Origin of the sequence: Saccharothrix sabaoui, assembly GCF_051756985.1 — a bacterium.
Taxonomy (GTDB): Bacteria; Actinomycetota; Actinomycetes; order Mycobacteriales; family Pseudonocardiaceae; genus Actinosynnema.
On the sequence record NZ_JBPKJK010000024.1, the window covers coordinates 1 to 18,827 of the forward strand.

The 18,827-nt window shown below is 72.0% G+C and carries 16 protein-coding genes and 1 pseudogene; 12 read left to right on the top strand and 5 right to left on the bottom strand.

Going from position 1 to position 18,827, the window contains the following annotated elements:
* The coding region (locus ACR807_RS09870) for a hypothetical protein (protein WP_438920930.1) at positions 1 to 241 on the top strand (241 nt) is incomplete at its 5' end.
* On the opposite strand, the gene ACR807_RS09875 is transcribed toward ACR807_RS09870, so the two are convergent.
* Positions 182 to 913 carry a hypothetical protein gene (locus ACR807_RS09875; protein WP_438920931.1) on the bottom strand — a complete coding sequence of 244 codons (732 nt, stop codon included), beginning with the start codon at positions 911 to 913 and terminating at the stop codon, positions 182 to 184. The two genes, ACR807_RS09870 and ACR807_RS09875, sit on opposite strands and share 60 nt — an antisense overlap.
* 55 nt (positions 914 to 968) lie before the next feature.
* Positions 969 to 1,412 (bottom strand): hypothetical protein, encoded by a 444-nt coding sequence (locus tag ACR807_RS09880; protein ID WP_438920932.1) that lies wholly within the window; start codon positions 1,410 to 1,412, stop codon positions 969 to 971.
* Between the two features lie 668 nt (positions 1,413 to 2,080).
* On the opposite strand from ACR807_RS09880, the gene ACR807_RS09885 reads away from it, so the two are divergent.
* The 4 genes and pseudogenes from ACR807_RS09885 (at position 2,081) to ACR807_RS09900 (ending at position 5,845) form a co-directional block, all read left to right on the top strand.
* Positions 2,081 to 2,533: a hypothetical protein gene (locus tag ACR807_RS09885; RefSeq protein WP_438920933.1), complete on the top strand. Its 453-nt coding sequence runs from the start codon at positions 2,081 to 2,083 to the stop codon at positions 2,531 to 2,533.
* A 115-nt stretch (positions 2,534 to 2,648) separates the two neighbouring features.
* Positions 2,649 to 3,133 (top strand): annotated as a pseudogene (locus tag ACR807_RS09890) (helix-turn-helix domain-containing protein).
* Positions 3,134 to 3,860: 727 nt separating this feature from the next.
* Entirely contained in the window at positions 3,861 to 4,163 is a 303-nt protein-coding gene (locus ACR807_RS09895; protein ID WP_438920934.1) for a hypothetical protein, read from the top strand.
* Positions 4,164 to 4,393: 230 nt separating this feature from the next.
* Positions 4,394 to 5,845 (top strand): FAD-binding oxidoreductase, encoded by a 1,452-nt coding sequence (locus ACR807_RS09900; RefSeq protein ID WP_438920935.1) that lies wholly within the window; start codon positions 4,394 to 4,396, stop codon positions 5,843 to 5,845.
* A 1,132-nt stretch (positions 5,846 to 6,977) separates the two neighbouring features.
* On the opposite strand, the gene ACR807_RS09905 is transcribed toward ACR807_RS09900, so the two are convergent.
* Positions 6,978 to 7,208, bottom strand: a complete 231-nt coding sequence (locus tag ACR807_RS09905) for a hypothetical protein (protein WP_438920936.1) — start codon at positions 7,206 to 7,208, stop codon at positions 6,978 to 6,980.
* Positions 7,209 to 7,628: 420 nt separating this feature from the next.
* Here ACR807_RS09905 and ACR807_RS09910 point away from each other — a divergent pair, with 420 nt between their 5' ends.
* The 6 genes from ACR807_RS09910 to ACR807_RS09935 all read left to right on the top strand — a co-directional run bounded on the left by ACR807_RS09910 (position 7,629) and on the right by ACR807_RS09935 (position 12,686).
* Positions 7,629 to 8,492: a pyridoxamine 5'-phosphate oxidase family protein gene (locus tag ACR807_RS09910; protein WP_438920937.1), complete on the top strand. Its 864-nt coding sequence runs from the start codon at positions 7,629 to 7,631 to the stop codon at positions 8,490 to 8,492.
* A gap of 167 nt (positions 8,493 to 8,659) precedes the next feature.
* Entirely contained in the window at positions 8,660 to 8,791 is a 132-nt protein-coding gene (locus ACR807_RS09915; RefSeq protein ID WP_438920938.1) for a keywimysin-related RiPP, read from the top strand.
* Positions 8,792 to 8,797: 6 nt separating this feature from the next.
* The gene (locus ACR807_RS09920) at positions 8,798 to 10,702 is read left to right on the top strand and encodes an asparagine synthase-related protein (RefSeq protein WP_438920939.1); all 1,905 of its coding nucleotides are present in this window, start codon (positions 8,798 to 8,800) and stop codon (positions 10,700 to 10,702) included.
* The gene (locus ACR807_RS09925) at positions 10,674 to 10,940 is read left to right on the top strand and encodes a lasso peptide biosynthesis PqqD family chaperone (protein WP_438920940.1); all 267 of its coding nucleotides are present in this window, start codon (positions 10,674 to 10,676) and stop codon (positions 10,938 to 10,940) included. The genes ACR807_RS09920 and ACR807_RS09925 overlap by 29 nt, the downstream gene beginning before the upstream one ends.
* The gene (locus ACR807_RS09930) at positions 10,937 to 11,383 is read left to right on the top strand and encodes a lasso peptide biosynthesis B2 protein (protein WP_438920941.1); all 447 of its coding nucleotides are present in this window, start codon (positions 10,937 to 10,939) and stop codon (positions 11,381 to 11,383) included. The genes ACR807_RS09925 and ACR807_RS09930 overlap by 4 nt, the downstream gene beginning before the upstream one ends.
* 190 nt (positions 11,384 to 11,573) lie before the next feature.
* Positions 11,574 to 12,686 (top strand): T6SS phospholipase effector Tle1-like catalytic domain-containing protein, encoded by a 1,113-nt coding sequence (locus ACR807_RS09935; protein ID WP_438920942.1) that lies wholly within the window; start codon positions 11,574 to 11,576, stop codon positions 12,684 to 12,686.
* A gap of 188 nt (positions 12,687 to 12,874) precedes the next feature.
* Here the strand turns inward: ACR807_RS09935 and ACR807_RS09940 are convergent, their stop codons facing one another.
* Complete coding sequence (locus ACR807_RS09940; RefSeq protein WP_438920943.1) at positions 12,875 to 14,965, bottom strand: tetratricopeptide repeat protein; 2,091 nt, start codon at positions 14,963 to 14,965, stop codon at positions 12,875 to 12,877.
* A gap of 498 nt (positions 14,966 to 15,463) precedes the next feature.
* Between ACR807_RS09940 and ACR807_RS09945 the strand changes: the two genes are divergently transcribed.
* Positions 15,464 to 18,250 (top strand): toll/interleukin-1 receptor domain-containing protein, encoded by a 2,787-nt coding sequence (locus ACR807_RS09945; protein ID WP_438920944.1) that lies wholly within the window; start codon positions 15,464 to 15,466, stop codon positions 18,248 to 18,250.
* 145 nt (positions 18,251 to 18,395) lie between these two features.
* Here ACR807_RS09945 and ACR807_RS09950 read toward each other — a convergent pair whose 3' ends face one another.
* Complete coding sequence (locus ACR807_RS09950; RefSeq protein WP_438920945.1) at positions 18,396 to 18,578, bottom strand: hypothetical protein; 183 nt, start codon at positions 18,576 to 18,578, stop codon at positions 18,396 to 18,398.
* Positions 18,579 to 18,827 lie beyond the last annotated feature (249 nt).

Below are 18,827 nucleotides of genomic sequence, written 5' to 3' on the forward strand. Positions count from 1 at the left end.
CGTGGCGTCGCTGCTGAGCCTGCCCCTGAGCCTGACCGGGTTCGCCTGGTACGCCGTGCGTGCCCGCCGCAGCGGCGGAGGGCAGTCGCTCATGTCGCCGTTCCAGGAGATCTGGGACCCGATCGCCCACAGGACGAGCATCGAGATCCGGGCGGAGGCCGAGCGGACTCCGCAGACACCCTCACCAGGCGACCCGCCGTTGCCCCTGCCGCGGCGCCCCGACGAGCCCGCCGATCAGTGACGAGGGCGTCCGCTCATCGGCAGGAGCGAACGCCGGGCGGAGTCGAACGCGTGCCCGCGTGCGGCAACGGGTTCCCGGTGGGCGGCACGGTGACCGGGCGGTGCCAGCCGGGTGTGGGCAGTTCCCACGGCTGGGCGATCGCACCTCCGGGCTCGATCCGTACGCCTGGACTTGAGTGGCGTCCTGCGTCCGACCGGCGCGCCGCGACGCCTTCACCAGGTGGCACATCGTCGGTGGCGCGGACGTGCGGCCCGGCAGTGGATGCGGCTCGTCGTGCTCCAGCGACTCCCGGAGCACCGAGTCGGCCTCGTCGTGGCGTCCGAGCAACCCGAGCAGTTCAGCCGGCTTGATGCTGGCCACCCCGCCCGCCTTGGCGGCCTGTACCCGTAGTGGACGCTCTGCCTCTTCGAGGCAGTCCAACTCGCCGAACTTCTCCACCGGCAGGTTCGCTCCCCGCAGGCTGTGCTCGGCGCTGAGGGCGTACCACTGGACCGCCTCCGGGACGCGGTCGTGCCGCACCAGCCAGGCGCCCAGCGCCCACATCGCGCCGATCGGATTGCCCATGCCGGCGAGCTCGCGCAGCAGGGCGAGGCATTCCTCATCCCTGTCCCGGCGGTCGAGCAGGCCGTGCAGTTCGCCGGGTGAACAGTCGAGCGGCTCTCCGGGCACCATCACGCCTTCAACGCCCGCAGCGCCGTTGGTGAGGTCACCTCACCGGAACGAAGCGTCAGAACTGCGGGTCCAACTCGCTGGCCCAGGTCCGGTCGCCGGCCGGGATCTGCCAGTAGGTGCGCCCGTCGATCGGGAGGAACGCGGCGGCGCGCCCCGCGGCCTGGGGGTCGAGCCGGCACAGGGTGGAGTAGTTCACCGGTGACAACCCGGTGCCGACGAGGTTGCAGCTCCACCGGTACTCACCCGCGGCCAGTGTGATCATCCTGTTGCCCGGGTCGTCCAGGCCCGCGATGCGGTGCCTCCACTCGTAGCGACCAGCGGCCAGCGTGATCAGCTTGGCGCCTCCGGACGGCAGCGCGGCACTTCCGGTCGAGGTCGAGGCGAGCAGGATCGTGCGGGAAATCCTGGCTGTCTCGGCGGCCATGGCCGGGGCGGTGCTGACCAGCCCGGACACCAGCACCGCCACTGCTGCGACCGCCGCTGTGCGAATCTTGCTCACGTCGTCTCCACTTCGATGGTCGAACGCGTACCCGGCCCACCCTGACGTGAACGAGGACCGGCGCGCCGGTGCACGGGCGATCACCACCCGGACGAACCAACGAGGGATCGCGCCGTTGACGCCGTGGTGTTCTTCAACACCGTGACCGACTGGTGGTTGCGGTGATGGTGCGCTCGGGGCCGTGGCAGGCGGAGTTCGACGGGACCGGTCGCAGACGCGGCGCACCGCGTCGCCCTCCTCGGGCACGACGTCCTCCGTGTTCCGTGCGCACCGGACGGAAGCTGCCTCCACCGTCGTGATCGGGACGACCGCAGTCCTGCGGTGATTACCACGAGCGGTGCTCGGCCACGCGACGCGCCCGCTCTCCGTTCCCGGCTGTTCAGGACCTGGGCCTGGTTTTCGGGTTTACGCTGCTCAAGCCCGTTTCAGTGCTTTGCCGGCCGATCGGGTTGACGTCGAGGACTTGTGGACTCCGGCGTCGGAACCGTTCGAAATCCGCCTCGAACGGCGCGCGGCCGTACGGGTGGCACCCCGTGTTCGCGGCGCGGCAGGCCGGTCCATTGGTGAGCATTAACGAGTCAGACCGAATGTTTGTTACTGCTTAACACCACCTGGACGGACTGCGAATGAACCGAATGTGGAAGCGCGTGGCTGTGGGCGTAGCGGCTGTGTCCGGAGCGCTGTTGGTCGGCGCCCCGGCGGGCGGCGCCGCGTCGACCCAGGCGGAGGCCGCCGACCTGTTCTGCCTCGTGCAGGCCGGGGAGACGACCCGGTGCGCGCCGACCCAGGCGGAGATGCTGGAGATGGCGCCCGCGGCCAGCCACGTCCTCAACCTCTGGGAGCACCCCGACTACGGGGGGTTCCACCTGGAGGTCTGGAACCCCAGCGGCGACTGCACGCCGGAGTCGGACTTCTCCCCGGCCGACGCCGGGTCCGACATCCCCCTGCTCAACGGCCAGCGGTGGGTGTCCTCGGTCCGCAAGATCGACACCGGCCACTGCAACTGGATGTTGGTCGGCCCGAACGGGTACCGCTCGACGGAGGTCGAGAACGACTGGCCGCGTCTGGGCACCCTCGGCAACAACTGGGACAACCGCGCGGTCAGGGTCCTGGTCGACTAGGTGTTGCGGGTCATGACGTTGGTGACGGCTGGTAGGGCCTGAGACGAGGGACGGGTCTTTCGGCGGTAGGACGAGAAGTGCGACCAACTCGTCCGCCAAGCAGAAAGACCCGTCCGTGCTTCACGGTAACGCGCCGCTGTCCGTCGAAGGCCGCCACCGCCTGGTCCAGCGCTGCAGAACCCGTTCCACCGCCCATGTCGCAGCGGAGATGGGCATCTCACGCCAGTGCGCCTCCAAGTGGGTCAACCGCTACCGCCGCTTCGGTGAGGCAGGTCTGGCCGACCGCCCCAGCGCCCCGCACCGACAGCCCGCCGCCACCCCCGCCGAGGTGGTGGCCCGAATCGAACGGCTGCGGCGGGAGCGCAAGTGGTCGGCCCGCCGCATCGCCCTGGAACTCGCCGAAGGTCGAGCGCTACCAGCGCATCCTGGCCGAGGAACTCCTCTACGCGCACGTCCGGACCAGTGAACAACACCGCACCGACCCTCGCGGTCTGGAACGTGCACTACAACTACCATCGCCCCCACACCGCCGCCGGAAACCGACCACCAGCCACACGGCTCCACACCGGCGTCACCAACGTCCTGGCCTCGTACGACTAACCGTCACCACCGAAAGTGCGCCAGAGCCTCAAGATCGGTGTGTTCGGCCCGATTGAGCGTGGTCGAACGCAAGGCGGACGAGGCGATGGCGGCGGTGCGGCACGCGGAGCGACTGTGAGCTGATGCCCGCACCGGGCTGCTGGACGTGCTGAGGGGATCGGCACACCACGATCTCGCCGAGCAGTGGGCCGCCTTGAGGCCGAGAACGCCTTCGACCTGACAACCCTTTCGCGGCGGTGCTCGGCGTTCACGGCATGGCGGGAAGCATTGGACACGGTGCTGGTCGGGCTTCGCGATCCTGCACCCACCGGTGCTGCATCCGGGGCTGCGCCGGCACGGACGCCCCGGCGATCACCGGACGCCGCTCACGCGCCGGGACCGGCACCTGCGCGGACGCGACAGCCCCAGTCGGAGACCGGCGACCGCGCGACCGCCCACGACGGCTCCCACTACCCGGAGCAGGCACGATGGGCAGTGGACGATCTGCCCCGCCGAGTGCGGCGCGGCGCCGAAGGCGAGAAGACCGTCGGTCGCGTGCGTGTGGGCGAGGTCGACCACGGCACCATGACCTCGGGCCGGGACGACACCTGGACGCCGGCCGTCGACTCCCGCACGGCCCGGCTGGTGCCGGGCACCACCGCGTTCCGATCATCGCGCGTTCCGCCCGGATCGACGTCCTCGGCACCGCCGCGAACCACCGCGACACGATCGGTGGACGACGGCGTGGGTGTTCGGCGCGGCGGTGCGTCCCTGGGCGCCGCGGGCGGGGGCAGTCGGTCGGGCGGGTGTGGTGTTGGTCGGTCCGGGTGGCGCGGAAGCCGGCGACCTCGCACCGGTCGGCGCGGCTCCGGGCGCGGTGGTCGGTACCGGGGTCGGTTTCGAGGATCAGGACGACGCGGCGGCCCTCCTCCGCGATCGGGAGCCCGAAGCGCCGACGGCCTCCGCCGGTTTCGGACTCGGCACCCACGCCGCGTGGCGGGAAATCCCTTCGGGTGCCGACCAACCACTGTGGACCCGCGAGTTCGGATGAACCCGTTGACCCGGCTGGCTGAACGGCCTTCCCGAGCCCAACCGGTGCGGAGATGCTGATCGTGCGGGTGCCCCCTGTGGGCGTCTGTCGCAGGTCCCACCCGGTCCGGTCGCATCGGTGGATCCTGCGGCCCATGTCCGGTCCGTGCCGGGATCGACGCAGTGGAGGGAACGAGCATGCCGGTCAGTCGGAGAACCCTGCTCAGTGCCGGTGCCGCCACCGCGGCCGCGGTGGCTTTCGAGCACAGCGCCTCCCCAGTGGCGGCGGGTACCGGGCTCGGCGTGGACGCCGCCGCCTGGCGGGAACTGCGCCGGACCCTCAGCCCGGCCGCTTGGTCGTCCACCGCCGCGCGGCGCTTCGCGGACTGCGCCCCGGTGGACAACCAGCGCTACGCCTCCCCACCCCCGCTCAGGGAGATCGTCTGCCAGGACGAGCACGACGTGCAGGCCGCCGTGCGGTGGTGCACGAGGGACGGGATGCCCTTCAGGCTCCGGTCGGGCGGCCACAACTACGCCGGCTACTCGACCACCGGCGAGGGGGTGGTGATCTGCATGGGGCGGTCCATGCACTGGGTGCGCCCGCGCGGACGGCGGCTGCACCTGGGCGGTGGCACGACCAACTCCGACGTGTACGACGCTCGCGGCACGGGGCTGTACTTTCCCGGTGGGCGCTGCCCGGGTGTCGGCGTGGCCGGGCTTACCCTCGGCGGCGGGCTCGGGTTCAACGACCGCAAGTGGGGGTTGACCTGCGACCGGCTCGTCGAGACCCGCGTCGTGCTGGCCGACGGCACTCTGGTGCGCGCCAGCGAGGACGAGAACGCCGACCTGTTCTGGGCCTGCCGCGGCGGGGCGGGTGGCAACTTCGGCGTCAACACCGCCTTCGTCTTCGACGCCGTGCCGGTGGAGCGGTTGCGCGCCACCGTCTTCGACCTGACCTTCGCCCCGGAGGCCGGTGTCCCGGTGGTCGAGGAGCTGCAGCACCTGCTCGACACCGACCACACCCGCGCCCTCGACGTCCGGATCGGGTTCCGGCACACGCGCGACGGCGAGGCGTCGCTGTGGGTGCTCGGGCAGCGCCTCGGCCCCGAGGCCGTCCTGCGCCGCCTGTTCCACAGGTTGCTGGCCTTGCGCTCGACCCGCGCCGTCGTCGAGGAACTCCCGTTCTGGGAGGCGCAGGACCGCTTGATGGACGTCCCGGAGCACAGGGAGTGCTACACCTCGAAATCCCTCGTCCCCGACAGGTGGCTGGACGTGGGCGCGCTGACCGCGGTCATCGGGTGGGTCCGCGACTGGGACCCGGGTTCGGCGCGGGCGGACGGCTACGTGACCCTGTTCGCCATGGGCGGCGCCGCAGCGGACCCCGGACCGCACGAGACCGCCTACCCCCACCGCGCGGCGCGCTTCGTCATCGACATCGGCAGCAGGTGGGCGCCCGGCGCCCCGGTCGAGGAGGTGGACCGGCTGCTCCAACGGACCCGTTCCCTGCACGACGACCTGCGCGTCCGGCTGGGCACCGACGCGGCCTACGTCAACTTCCCCGACCCCGACCTGCGCGGCTGGTCACGTGCCTACTACGGGGCCAACTACGAGCGCCTGGTCGCGGTCAAGGGCATCTACGACCCCTTCAACCGGTTCCGCTACCCCCAGTCCGTCGGCACGCCCGAGGCGGGGGCGACACGGTGACCCGGGCGGGCATGCCGCGCGGGCGACCCGGATCCGCGCTCCGGTCGGGGCATCCGGTCGAGGGGAGCGGTGACCCCGGTGTCGCGTCTGCCGGCCGTGAGGGCGGCTCCTCGGTATGCCGGCGAGGTACCCTCGCCGGCGGTACCGCGACCGAGCACTTCCTCTGCCGGTGTGCGGTGGGGTCACCGGGCACACCAAGTCCACCCTCGTCGTCAAGTCACCGAGGCCCGCGGGGACCGCGGTCGGGCTGCTGCCCACCACGGTCGGGGAGGACGGCCGGAGCACCGACACCCGGGTCGGGTTCGCCGCGACCCCGGGACGTCCTGGGCGTCCCTCACCGTCACGGCGCCCACCGCGCTGACCGCGCTGACGAGGACCTGACGCGGTCGGGCGTCGAGGTCATCGCCGACCGGGGCTCGACCGACTGCTCGCTGAGCCTCGGGCAGTCGGTCGTCTGTAGTGTCTCGGGTGACGCGTGAAGGCATCGAGAGCAGCACCGTCCTGTACGTCGCCGCCGTCACCGCCGAAGGTCGCCGCTCCGGCGCCAGGACCGGAAGGTCTCCGGCTGGACCTCCACGAAGGTCCCGTGGAAATGACGGGGACCGCGCGCACGAACGGGCATCGAGCAGCGGGGCGCCGACCACCGGGGTGGTGAGTCGCCCCGTGCCCGGCGGTGGCCGCGTCACCGGCCACGGGAACAGCGGATCGTGGCGCCTCCCGAGCTGGGGGTAGTGCTCGCGGCCGGAGCACTACGGCAGTTGCAGGCAGCCAGAGCCCCGAGCGTCGTGGACGCTGGTCGAGTCGGACGCCGGGCCGCCCTCCACCGTTCAGCAGGAAAGGTCCGGCCGCTCGCGTTGATCGTGATGGCGCCGGCTCCCTCGTAGGTCACCCGCGATGCGCAGTCGAAGCACCCGACCTCGAGGGCGTGTCCATCGCCGACCGCGCCCCGTACCGGCAGCCGACGTGCAGCGGACCGGCCTGGGCTGCGGTCGCCGGGCCGGTGAGCAGGGCGGCGGTGGTGGTGGCCGGCAGGACCGTCATCAGCCCGCGCGTGTCTCCTCCGTGGTCATCCGTTGTCGTCGTGCGCCCCTGCCGCGGCCATGACCCGTGCCCGGCCGCGGCAGGGCCGGGGTCAGCGAGGGGTGATCGCGTAGACGTTGCCCTCGGTGCGGCCCATCGACAGCACGCAGCCCCAGTACTGGTGGGGTTCCACCGGCCTGTCGCCGTCGGGTTCGCGCAGCGCGCCACCCCACAACCGGGCGCAGTACCCGAGGAAGTTGGCCTTCTGCTGCGCGAAGTCGTTGTCCGCAGGCGGGTCTATCTCCGTTTCGGGCAGAGCCGAGAGGTTTTCGGTCGTGCTCATCGAGTTGACCCCTGCCGGTGTTCGGGCCGCGTTGTCGACCGCCCGGGAGGTGATCTGCGCCGTGCGCGAATGCCCGCGGTGACACCTGCGGGTACGGAACCGACATAGGGCGGGCGCGGTGCTCGCAGGCGTTCCTCGTTGCGCACCAACCGGATAGGCGCGAAGTTCCGACTACCGGATGACATCCGGTCGCCGTGCCGCGAGCGCGATCGGTGTTCGGATTCACCTCCGGGGATGTGCCGTCACCACATGGTGGGGCGCCGTTGCCCTGTCTCGACAGCGCTCCACCTGGGATTACCCGACCGAGTGACTCGTGGTCCGCGGCTCCGAACCCCTGTTAGCGTCCGGTCGCGGAACGAGGCGAACAGCCGACGCGGAACTCGACGCGACCAGGACGTCACCCGATCCACCGGAGAACACATGACCACCGACGAACCGACGGTGCAGGGACCGCCCAAACCCCCGCGGTACGAACCGGACAAGTACACCCGGCCCTCCTCCAACATGTCCTGGCACCTGGTCAAGTACGACAAGAAGACGGTGCACGCGATCCTCAAGGAGGGCTGCTACTGCCACGTGGGGTTCACCGCCCCCGACCCCGACAGCCCCCCGGACGCGCGGTACGACCTCAAGGCGCCCGCCGTCCTGCCCCGGCTCTACGGCTTCCAGGAGAAGGGCCCGCCCGACAACCCCACCGGCGTCGTCTACCTGCACGGTTCCCGCGACTCCCGGATGACCCGGTTGATCACCCCGGAAAAGTCGGGAGCCGTGCCGGTGCCGCAGAAGATGGTCTGCCTGGCGGTGACCCACGTGGACGCCCTCGTGCTGGCTCGCTCGACCCTGCACAACGCCGTGGCCTACCGCTCCGCGGTGGTCTACGGGCACGCTGTCCTGGTGGAGGACCGGCACGAGAAGGAGGAAGCCCTGCGGGTGATCACCGAGCAGGCGGCCCCCGGCCGCTGGGCCGACTCGCGCCCGCCCAGCACCGACGAGCTGGGGTGGACGGCGATCACCCGGGTCGAGATCGAGCGCGCTTCGGCCAAGGTCCGCACCGGCGGACCGGCCGTCGACAAGGCCGACGGCGGCGGGCACTGGGCGGGAGTGCTGCCCATCCGCCCGGTCTACGGCCCACCGATCTCCGCCCAGTACCTCCCCGCGCACGTCGACGTCCCCGCGTACGTCCGGCTGCTCACCGGCATCCGGGGCGGCGTGGACATCACCATCACCCCGCCCCCGGAGGGCCCGCCACCCCCCGAGGGCTCACCGGGCGCTCCCTCCGTCTGAGACGGACCCGTAGCCCTGTCGGGGCGGTGGTCGTGCACGTGCCGTGGTCGCGGGTCCCCTCATGGGGTGCTCCTGGGACGGGTGGCGTTTTCCCGCCGCCGAACGGGAAAACCGAGCCGATGCGGCCGGACGTGGCCGTAAAACCGTTGGAAGACAAGGAGAATGACATGGACGTGGAGATGACGACCGCAATGCCGTACGAGCCGCCTGCCCTGGTGGAGGTGGGCGGGTTCAGCGAGGACACCCTCGGGTGGGGCCATTGGTTCTTCGACGGCTACAGCGAGGGCGACCGGGGATAGGCGCTGATGTCCGGGCGAGGTTGGTTGGTGCTGCCGGACGCGCCGGGAACCCGGTCGTGGTGGCCGGGGCTGACCGGTGCGGTGGCCGGGTGCGAGGTCGTGCCGCACGCCTCGGGACGGCCGTGGCTGGTGGGGTCGTGGGCGCCCGGTGAGCTCACCCTCGCCCGGAGCGGGTCCACCCTGGTGGCGGTGATCGGCACGTCGCCGGTCACCGCCGCCGGGGCGGCCGAGGTCGCCGCGCGCATCGGACGGGTGGAGGACTTCGGCGCGTCGACGTTCGCCGGTTGCGCGCACGTGGTGGTCTCGGTCGACGGGGTGGTGCGGGCGCAGGGCACGCTCAGCGGCCTGCGGCAGGTGTTCCACACGCGCCACGACGGGCTGGTGGTGGCGGGCGACCGCGCCGACTGGCTGGCCGCGCTGACCGGTGCGGGCGTGGACGAGGAGCTGCTGGCGGCCCGGGTGGTGTGCGGAGGGCGGGAACCGCCGCCGCTGGCGGGGCGCCCGCTGTGGCGGGGCGTGCACGCCGTGCGGTCCGACCACTACCTGCGCGTGGAGGCCGACGGTCGCGCCGCGCGTGAGGTGCGCCGGTGGGTTCCGCCGGCCCCGGAGGTGCCGCTGGCGGTGGGGGCGCGGCGGTTGCGGCAGGCGCTGACCGAGGCCGTGGCCGCGCGCCGCCCCGACACCGGTCCGTGGGGCAGCGACCTGTCCGGCGGGGTGGACTCCACCTCGCTGTGCTTCCTGGCCGCCGGTGCCGACGCCGGCGCGGGGCTGGTGACGCTGCGGTGGGGCGAGGCCGAGGCGGGCAACGACGACGCCGCCTTCGCCGCCCGCGCCGCGGCAGCGCTCCCGGCGGCCCGCCACCTGGTCGTGCCCCAGCGCGAACTGCCCGCCCTGTTCAGCGATCCCGGCCGCCCCGGCGACCCGGAGGCCCCGTACCGGTTCGCCCGGACCCTGGCCCGCACCACCCGCACCGCGCTCCTGCTGGCCGAGCACGGCGTGGGGGTGCACCTGGCCGGGCACGGCGGGGACGAGGTCTTCCACGAGAGCCCCGCCTACCTGCACGACCTGCTGCGCACCCGGCCGCAGGCGGCGCTGACCCACCTGCGCGGCTTCCGCGCGCTGCGCCGCTGGCCGTGGTCGGGGGTGATCAGGGCGCTGGCCGACCGGCGCGGCCCGGACGCCTGGTGGCGCGAGCAGGCCGACCTGCTGACCGGGCCGCGGCCCTCGCCCTACGCGCCGACGTGCCTGCGGTGGGGCCCCGCGCTGCGCGCCTCGGCGTGGGCGACCCCGGAGGCGGTCGCGGCCGCCCGCCGGGTGCTGCGCGCCACCGCCGAGCACGCCGAGCCCCTGGCACCGCAGCGCGGGCAGCACGCCACCCTCGCCGTGCTCGGCGGCAGCGGACCCGCTTACCGGTCGTTGGCGCGGGTGTTCGCGCAGGCCGGTGTGCGGCTGGAGATGCCCTGCTTCGACGACCGGGTCGTCGACGTCGCCCTGTCGGTGCGCGCGCACGAGCGACGCACCCCCTGGCGATACCGGCCGCTGCAGGCCGAGGCCCTGCGCGGCATCCTGCCGCCGGAGATCTCCGCCCGGACGACCAAGGGGGAGTTCGGGCAGGACGTGCGCGACGGACTGGCCCGCAACCTGCCCGCCGTGCTGGCCCTCTTCGCCGACTCCGCCCTGGTTCGTGCCGGCCTGGTCGACCCCGACGCGCTCCGCGACCGCATGACGGCGCCCCAAGCCGACAACACGGCCCTGTTCGCGCTGGAGGACCTGATCGGCTGCGAGACCTGGCTCCGCGCCACCACCGCGGCCACCTCCGCGCTCACCTCCGCGACCGCCGCCACCCCGCACGCGATGACCGCACCGGACCCCGGGAGCAACGATGAACCTGCGCCTGCGCCTGCGCCCTGACGTGACCACCACCGACACCGAGCACGGCACCGTGCTGCTCGACGAACGCAGCGGCCGCTACTGGCAGCTCAACCCCACGGGCACCCGCATCCTGCACGCCCTGCTCGCCGACCAGCCCCCGGAACGGGTCGCCGCCGACCTGGCCACCCGCCACGGCCTGTCCCCGGAGCGGGCCAGGGCCGACGTCACGACCATCACCGACCGGCTCCGGGCGGCGAACCTGGTGACCGGGCCATGACCGTCCCCGTCACCCTCGAACAGCGCGTCCGCCTGCCCGTGCACCGGCGCCTGCTGCCGCTGCTCGCGGTGGCCCTCGCCCGGCCGCTGACCGGGGTGAGCCCCCGGCGCCTGCGCGCCGTCCTGGCGACCGCCCGCCGCGGCGCCCGGCCCGCCACCGCGGCCCAGGCCGCCGCCGCCCGTGTCGAGGTGGTCTCCGTCAGCCTGCGCTGCGCGGGGCAGGGCTGCCTGCAGCGCTCGATCGCCACCGCCCTGCTCTGCCGCGCCCGCGGCACCTGGCCCACCTGGTGCACGGGGGTGCGCACCCACCCCTTCGCCGCCCACGCCTGGGTCGAGGTCGACCACCGCCCCGTCGGCGAGCCCCACCCGCCCGGCCACTACCGCACCCTCATCGCCATCCCGCCCCGCCAACCGCGCGGCACGCGGTCCCGGCACCGCGGTTGACGACGGACGGTCGTCGCCCCCGTCGTCCCCTGCCCGTCGTCCTCCTGCCTCGCCGGCAGCGGGGCAGGAGGAACGGTCACCGGCCGTTCCACCGCTGGTCGAGTGAGCGGCTCGATCACGTCGGCGCCGCGCTGCCCCCTCGTGCCGCGCACGTCGCGGTACCCGCCCCGCCCGACCACGTGGAGGACGTGTGACGACCCGCCGACCCGAGGACACCGGCCGCAACCTCGTGCTGTGCCTGGACGGCACCTGCAACGAACCCGAAGCCGGCACCACCAACGTCGCCCGCGCCTACGACATCGCGGTCAAGGACCAGGGGCAGGTGGTCTACTACAGCCCGGGTGTCGGCACGATGGGCGCCCGCGGCGCCGTCACCGGCCTGGGCAAGGCCGCGACCCGGTTCGCGGGCGTGGTCGTGGGCTACGGCGTGCGGGAGAACATCGAGGAGGCGTACCGCTTCCTGATGCGCTTCTACCGCCGGGGGGACCGGATCTTCCTGTTCGGGTTCAGCCGCGGTGCCTACACCGCCCGAGCCCTCGCCGGCCTGCTGCGCACCGTCGGCCTGCTGCGGCCCGGAGCGGACAACCTCGTGCCCTACGCGCTCAAGCTCTACACCCGCAGCGGCAGGGCCGGGCGCGGGCGGGACGAGGCCGCGTTCTGGAGTTCGTGCTCGGACTTCCAGGACAAGTTCGGCAACCCCGACTTCCCCGGGCGCTTCGCGGCGCAGATCCGCTACCTGGGCGTGTGGGACACCGTCAAGACGGTCGGCTGGCTGAACTGGCGCGCCCGCTACGAGCAGGCCCGCTGGCCCTTCACCCGGAAACTGCCCAACGTCACGTGCGGCAGGCACGCGCTGGCCATCGACGAACGACGCCGCCACTACGAGGAGTACCGCTTCCACCGGGCGGAGACCGGCCACGGCGGGCGGCTGCGCGAGATGTGGTTCGCCGGTGCGCACAGCGACGTCGGGGGCACCTTCCCCGACGACCACCGCCTGTCCGACATCGCGTTGCACTGGGTCCTCCGCGGCGCCGTCACGGCCGGGCTGCGCGTCGACCCCGCCGCGTACCTGCGGCACGTCACGGTGCCCATCGACGACGGCCCGCCGTCCACCCACGCCCTCGGCGCCATCCACCCCAACGGCATCGCCTGGGCCCTCGTCGGCCCCGGCCGGCACCACCGCGTCATCGCCCCCGGGGACGAGGTCCACCCCAGCGTCCACGAGCGCATCACCTCCACCCGCGGCACCGCCCACCCCTACCGGCCCGCGCTCCCGGCCACGGCGGCGCCGGGCCGCGCGTGACGCACCGCCTGCGCCCGTCGCCGGCTCCCGTGCGCGCACCTCCGTCATCGAAGTATTGCGACGACCAGGTGAACTCGCCGTGGGTGCAGCAGTCGTAATGCCACACCTCACGATCACCCCCCCGGAAGGCCCAGGGGCAGAGTCGCCGCAGCTCGGTACCCCACTGCAGGGTCCTGGCACCCCACAGGTCAACCCGGCCGCGCGATTGCGCGCACCAGCGCGGATGCCGCCGCCGTGCGGTTGTCCTCCAGCGCGGCGATCGCTGCGGACAGCAGTTGCGCCAGCGGGTCAGAGTCGGGCAGCAGTGCGCGCAGTCGCCGGCACGACTTGGCCGCGTAATTCAGGTTGCCCACCTGGTGGTGTAGTTCTACCGCCCGCTTGAGGTGCGTCCCGGCCGGACCGACTCGGCCGGCGTCCGACTCCAGGTCCGCCATCGAGTCGGCGACGTGCGCCAGCCCGTAGAGGTTGCCCGACCGGGTGTACAGCTCTTCGGCGCGCTGGTGGTAGCGCTTGGCCTCAACCGGCTCGCGCAGGGCTCGGCACGCCTGGCCGAGCAGGCCGGCGGTACTGGCGGTCCCGGTGTCGTCACCGAGGAGTTCGTACAGTTCGAGGGCACGTGACCCGGCGTCGAGGGCTCGATCGAACGAGCGGGCGTGCAAGTGCGCCGCAGCGAGGCCGTTGAAGGCGTTCGCGCGTCCTGGCACGTCGCCGAGCATGTCCAGGTTGTCGAGCGCCTCGAGGTACAGCTCCGCGGATCGCTCGTGGTCGCCGTTCTCCCGATGTGCCCGGGCGAGCTGCTGCTGCAACCGGACCTCGACCTGGGCGTCGCCGAGTTTCCGGATCGCGACCAGAGCAGTCGCGTGGGTGTCGATCCACTCTTGTCGGCGCGCGGTCAGGTACGCGAAGTTCGACGTCGTCCACGCGAGCTGCCAGACGTACGGGTGGAATTCGTTCTCGGCTGCGACGCCGATCGCGGCGAGGACGTTGTCGTACTCCGCGTCGAACCACGCCAACGCGTCGGCGCGGTTCGCGAGGCTCGGCAGGAGGTCCGGGCGCAGGCAGGGCTCCATCGGCACGGGCCGTCGGTGGGCGTTGATGAGCCGGTCGGCGCGACTCGCCGCGTGCACCTGGTGGTTGAGCAGCGCGACGAGTACCGACGCACACCGTTGCGCGGAGTCCAACCGCTTCGCCGTGTCCGCGCCGAAGGCGTGGGTCAACGCGTGGAACGCGTATCGACCGGCCGATGTGCGGCTCAGCAGGTGGCATCGGATCAGTTCGCTGATGACCTCGCGAGCCTGGAAGAGGTCGCCGTCGATCATCGCCGCCGCAGCCGATGCGTTGAACTCCGAGCCGGGGTGCAGCGCCAACGTCCGGAACCCCTCTGCCACCGCTGGTACCAGGTTGTCGTAGGACAGGGCGAAGACCGCCCGCATGTCGGCCACGTCCGGCATCCGGAGGGTGTCCAGGGCTGCGTCCTTGCTCTCCAGGGCTTTGACGACGGGGGTCAGCAGGCTGGCCGGTTCGTCTGCGGCGCGTGCGGCGACGATGTTCAGCGCCAAAGGGTGTCCACCGCAGGCCGCCACGATGCGCTCCACGGCCTTGTTCTCCGACTCGACGCGGGAGGTGCCCAACCGCCTCGCCAGCAACTGGACGGATTCCTCGGTGGTCAGCGGCCCCAACGGGATGCGTTCGGCGTCGTGGTGCACGTCCAAGCCGTCGAGACGGTGCCGCGCGGTCACCAGCGTGAAGCAATCGAGCGAGGTGGGCAGCAGCGGCCGGACCTGCGCGCTGTCGCGCACGTTGTCCAGGATCAACAGCAACCGCCGCTGGTGGAGCATGCCGCGCAGCAACCCCGTCCGGGCGTCGGGGTCAGGCGGAATGGACGCCAGCGGCACGTGCAACGCGTTGAGGACCAACCAGGCCGCGGTACCGGAGTCGAGCGCGGCTCGCGTCTCGTCGAAACCGCGCAGGTCGACGTAAACCTGGCCGTCCGGGAACAACTCGCGTTGAACGTCCGCCCAACGAACGGCCAAGGCGGTCTTGCCTATTCCGGGCGGTCCGTCGAGCACGCAGACCCGGCTGCCGGACGACGACGTCACCAGCTCGTTCAGCCGTCGGATCTCGGCCGCGCGGCCGACGAAGCGGCGCGTGCCGGAGGGCAGGTTGTAGGGAATCGAGGAGGGCGCTCGGTCGGTGTGCAAGGTGACCCCGCCGTTGATGACACCGGCTTGGACCATCGCCGCTATCGACTGGGCATGCGCCGTGTTCTCCGTTGTCATCCACCACCCCCTTCGTGCACCTGGGCGAACCGGTAGGACGAGGGCCTCCGTCGATCCCAGGGATTCGGAGCCGCACTTCGGTCGTCCGAAGGTCTTGCTTCACTCGTGGACGAGAAGCATGTACGGGCGACGCTTCGGCCATTCTTCTCGGGTTTGTGCGAACCGGCCCCTGCGACTGGCGCACGACTGATCATAGGTCGTGCCGTACGCGTTGGGCAGGGCTTACTGCGACGCCCAAGCCGCGGTCATCGCCCGTTCGGGTTGACGGAGCGGGCTCACCATCCTCGTGATCGCCCGGGTGGTTCGTCGACCACACGCTGCGGATGACGTTGTGCGCTGTCGGCGCCGCCTTGTACTGGTGGATCCACCGCTCACCGTCTGCCGGTGCCGCAACAAGCGGTCGGACGGGTGTCGTGCCGGTGAACCGCTGCGGGGATCGGAAGGAGTCTCCTACACTCGACGGCTCGGTCGACCCCTCGATGCGGAGACTGGTACCTGGTGAGTGGGACGGACTACGACAGCTTCATCTCCTACAGCCATCGCGGTGACCGACCGGTCGCCAAGGCGCTCCAGCGCACGCTGCACCGGCTGGGGCGACGCTGGTACCGGATGTCGGCGTTGCGGGTGTTCCGCGACGACACGGCGTTGGCCGCCGCACCGAACCTGTGGACGGCCATCGAGCGCGCGCTGCTGCGGTCGCGGACGTTCGTGCTGCTGGCCTCGCCCGAGTCCGCCGCGTCGACGTGGGTGGGCAAGGAGGTCGCGCTGTGGCGCGAGGAGCGCTCGCGCGACGACTTCTTCCTCGTCCTCACCGCCGGCGAGCTGGTCTGGGACGACGCGGCGGGCGACTTCGACCACGACCGGTCCACCGCGCTGCCCGAGGCGGCGCGCGGGTGGTTCGACGCCGAACCGTTGTGGATCGACCTGCGCGGCCACCGGGAACGCATCGAGCGCGCGGGTTTCCGCGACTCGGCCGCGGCGGTGGCGGCGGCGATCCACGGCGTGGCCAAGGACCGGTTGTTCAGCGAGGACGTGCGGCAGCAGCGGCGGCTGGTCTCGGTGCTGTCCGGGTTGCTGGTCCTCGCGCTGGTCGCCGGCGGTGTCGCCTTCTGGCAGCGCGGCGTCGCGCTGGAGCAGCGAGACCGCGCCGACGCGCAGGCCCGGGTCGCGCTGTCCCGCGCACTGGCCGCCGAGTCCGACGTGCGAACCGCCACCGACCCGCAGCTCGCCGCGCAGTTGGCGCTGGCATCCCGCGCGGTGGCGGGAACGGCGGAATCGGGTGGGGCGCTGCTGCGCAGGCTGGACGAGAACCGCCACATCCTGGCCTACCCGCGGCGAGGAAGTGACCAGCCCAGTACCTTCATGCACGCATCCTCCGGCACGGCATCCCGAGTCGCGGTCACCGGTGACGGGTCGGTCGTGGCGTTCGCCCACGAGGGTGACCCGGAGGTGACGATGTGGCACGTGCGGGAGCGTCGAGAGGTGGGACGGCTGCGCACCGGCAAGCCGGAGCCGGAGTTCGGCATGACCTGGAACGGCCTCTCGTTCGACCGCACCGGGTCGGTACTCGTCGCCTCCGACGGCCGCGACCTCATTGTCTGGGACACCGCCGAACGGAAGGTCGTCCGCACTGTCCCGGGTGCCGGCATGGTCGACGACTTCGATCTTTCTCCCGATGGCCGGTGGATGACGCACGTCGACTCGGATTCGGACGTGCAGACGGTGCGGCTCTGGCGCGTCGACACGGGGGAGGAGGTGGTCGTGCCCACGCGGCCTGCGCCGCCCTCGATGCCGATGGTGGAGTTCGACCGCGACAGCACGTACTTGTACGTGTCGTTCCCCGACGGCATCCACGCCTTGCGTCTGGAAACCGCCTCCTGGTCCGGCGATCCGGTAGTGGTCCCGGACGAGGGGCGATTGCACGCTGTTGCGCACGATGCGCGCCAACTCTTCCTGGTCGGGGAGGGCGTCGTCCAGCGGTGGCACGAGACCGGAGCGCGGCTTGACGACGTGCCTCTGGCCGGCATGACCCCGGGCACCACGGTGGACGTGTCTGCTGACGGCCGGACCATCGCGGCGACGTCGGGGACGCGGATCGTGGCGGTCGACACGGTGACCGGCCGCAGCACCGACCTGGTTACCCACCGTTCGGCTACGGTGGATTCCGCGCTGTCCGGAACGGGTGACGTGGTCGTCTCGATCAGTATGAACGGTGACGTCGTGGTGTCCACACCGACCGTCGACCACCGGTCGCCGGCGAGCACACCGAATTCACGGCCGATCCTGTCGGCAGCCGTCGCGGCACGGGCACCGGTGGCGGCGTTCGGCCGGAAGGACGGGATCGACGTCGTGGACCTGTCGACCTTGGAGACGCGCCGGCAGTTCCAGACCGGCTTGTGGCCGGAGGAGCCAAGGATGGCGCTCAGCCCGGATGGGCGGCGGCTCGCCGTCCTGGAGGAGGAATCCGTTCACGTCCTCGACGCCGACACCGGCGCTGCCATCGCGCGGTGGCCGAGGGCATGGCCCGGGGCGGTGCTGGACGGCGCAGTGGGTGTCGCGTTCGTCGGTGACGGCACGCGGCTGCTGGTCGAGTCCGACGGCGGCCCCGGTCTCCTCGACGTCGCGACAGGCGAGGTCGTGCAGGTCTTCCCGGTGAGGGAGTCCACTGGCGGTGGGTTCGTCACCACCTCCGACGGCCGCTTCCTCGCTCTTTCGCTCAGATCCGTCTCCGCCAGAGTCAGCGAGGGTGGCTCGGTTGTCGAGATCTGGCGTTGGGATGGCCATCGCTACGTCGATCCGGTGCGCGTCTCCGAACCGGTCATTGCTCGAGCCCTGGCGATCACCGAGGACGGGGCCACCCTGGGAATCGCCGACATCGACGGGCGGGTTGTCCTGGTAGATCTCACCCATCCGGAGGAACGCCGGTACCTCCGAGGCGGGGACGCGTACGGCTGGATCGCCTTCACCTCCGATGGTGACACGGTAGTCCAAGCGGATTGCAGGTCCGGCGGCGTGATCTCGTGGGATGTCGCGGAGGGTGTGCAGGGGGCGGCGTGGCACCGGCGACCTGTCCCCGAACAGGCGACCTGCCCGGACACCGTGCCGCTGAAACCGACGCCCGCCAACGGGATCCTCGTAAGGGACGCGGAGAGCGGGATGACGCTGTGGCGGATCGATGTCGCCGCTGCCGCAGACGCGCTGTGCTCCGCCAACGGCGCCCTCGACGAGGCGAATACGGCCCGCTACCTACGCGGTCTGACCGGCTCGGTTCCCACCCCCTGCTGAGGAGTGCCACGCAACTCGCCTTGTGGTTGTCGGCCGAGCGCTCCTCGGTCAGTCGATGAGGGCGCGATCGTGAAGGCGGGCGATGCCTGTGGGGTGCCAGACGTCGGCCACGGGGTCCGGCCGTGGGAACGGTCTGCCCGGCGGGTCAGGCGACATGGGTTCTTACCCGTTGACGAGGCGGCCGAGGACTGGCCGGCGACGTGTCGAGGTGCAGCGCGGCTCTGCGGTCGGCTGGTCTGACCGTGGTGGTGGCCGACGCGGTGAGCCGGTCGACGAGGGCGGGGGCGTCGGGCAGTGCGTACTTCTGCTCGACTTCGATGTCCTTCACACGGGGGCATCCCGGTGTGGTGGCGCGCCCATGCCCCCGCGTCCTGTACGACCCCACCGAGTTCGCCGCTTCCGACGAACAGCGCGGTCCCCACCGCGAGCACCACGGGATACGCGCCGCTCACGTAGGCCAGCGCCGTCAGTTCCGGACGGCGCAACGGGGCGAGCAGGATCAGGGTCACGCCGGCGATCGTGGCGGGGTTGAGGGAGTCGAGCGCCGCCAGCCCGGCGATCACCGCCGGTCACATCG

What these genes read in the sequence shown, in the direction of transcription:
- ACR807_RS09875 (WP_438920931.1), bottom strand. Translation starts at nt 913, where the DNA reads ATGGTGCCCGGAGAGCCGCTCGACTGTTCACCCGGCGAACTGCACGGC.
- ACR807_RS09905 (WP_438920936.1), bottom strand. Translation starts at nt 7,208, where the DNA reads ATGAGCACGACCGAAAACCTCTCGGCTCTGCCCGAAACGGAGATAGAC.
- ACR807_RS09910 (WP_438920937.1), top strand. Translation starts at nt 7,629, where the DNA reads ATGACCACCGACGAACCGACGGTGCAGGGACCGCCCAAACCCCCGCGG.
- ACR807_RS09915 (WP_438920938.1), top strand. Translation starts at nt 8,660, where the DNA reads ATGGACGTGGAGATGACGACCGCAATGCCGTACGAGCCGCCTGCCCTG.
- ACR807_RS09920 (WP_438920939.1), top strand. Translation starts at nt 8,798, where the DNA reads ATGTCCGGGCGAGGTTGGTTGGTGCTGCCGGACGCGCCGGGAACCCGG.
- ACR807_RS09925 (WP_438920940.1), top strand. Translation starts at nt 10,674, where the DNA reads ATGAACCTGCGCCTGCGCCTGCGCCCTGACGTGACCACCACCGACACC.
- ACR807_RS09930 (WP_438920941.1), top strand. Translation starts at nt 10,937, where the DNA reads ATGACCGTCCCCGTCACCCTCGAACAGCGCGTCCGCCTGCCCGTGCAC.
- ACR807_RS09940 (WP_438920943.1), bottom strand. Translation starts at nt 14,965, where the DNA reads ATGACAACGGAGAACACGGCGCATGCCCAGTCGATAGCGGCGATGGTC.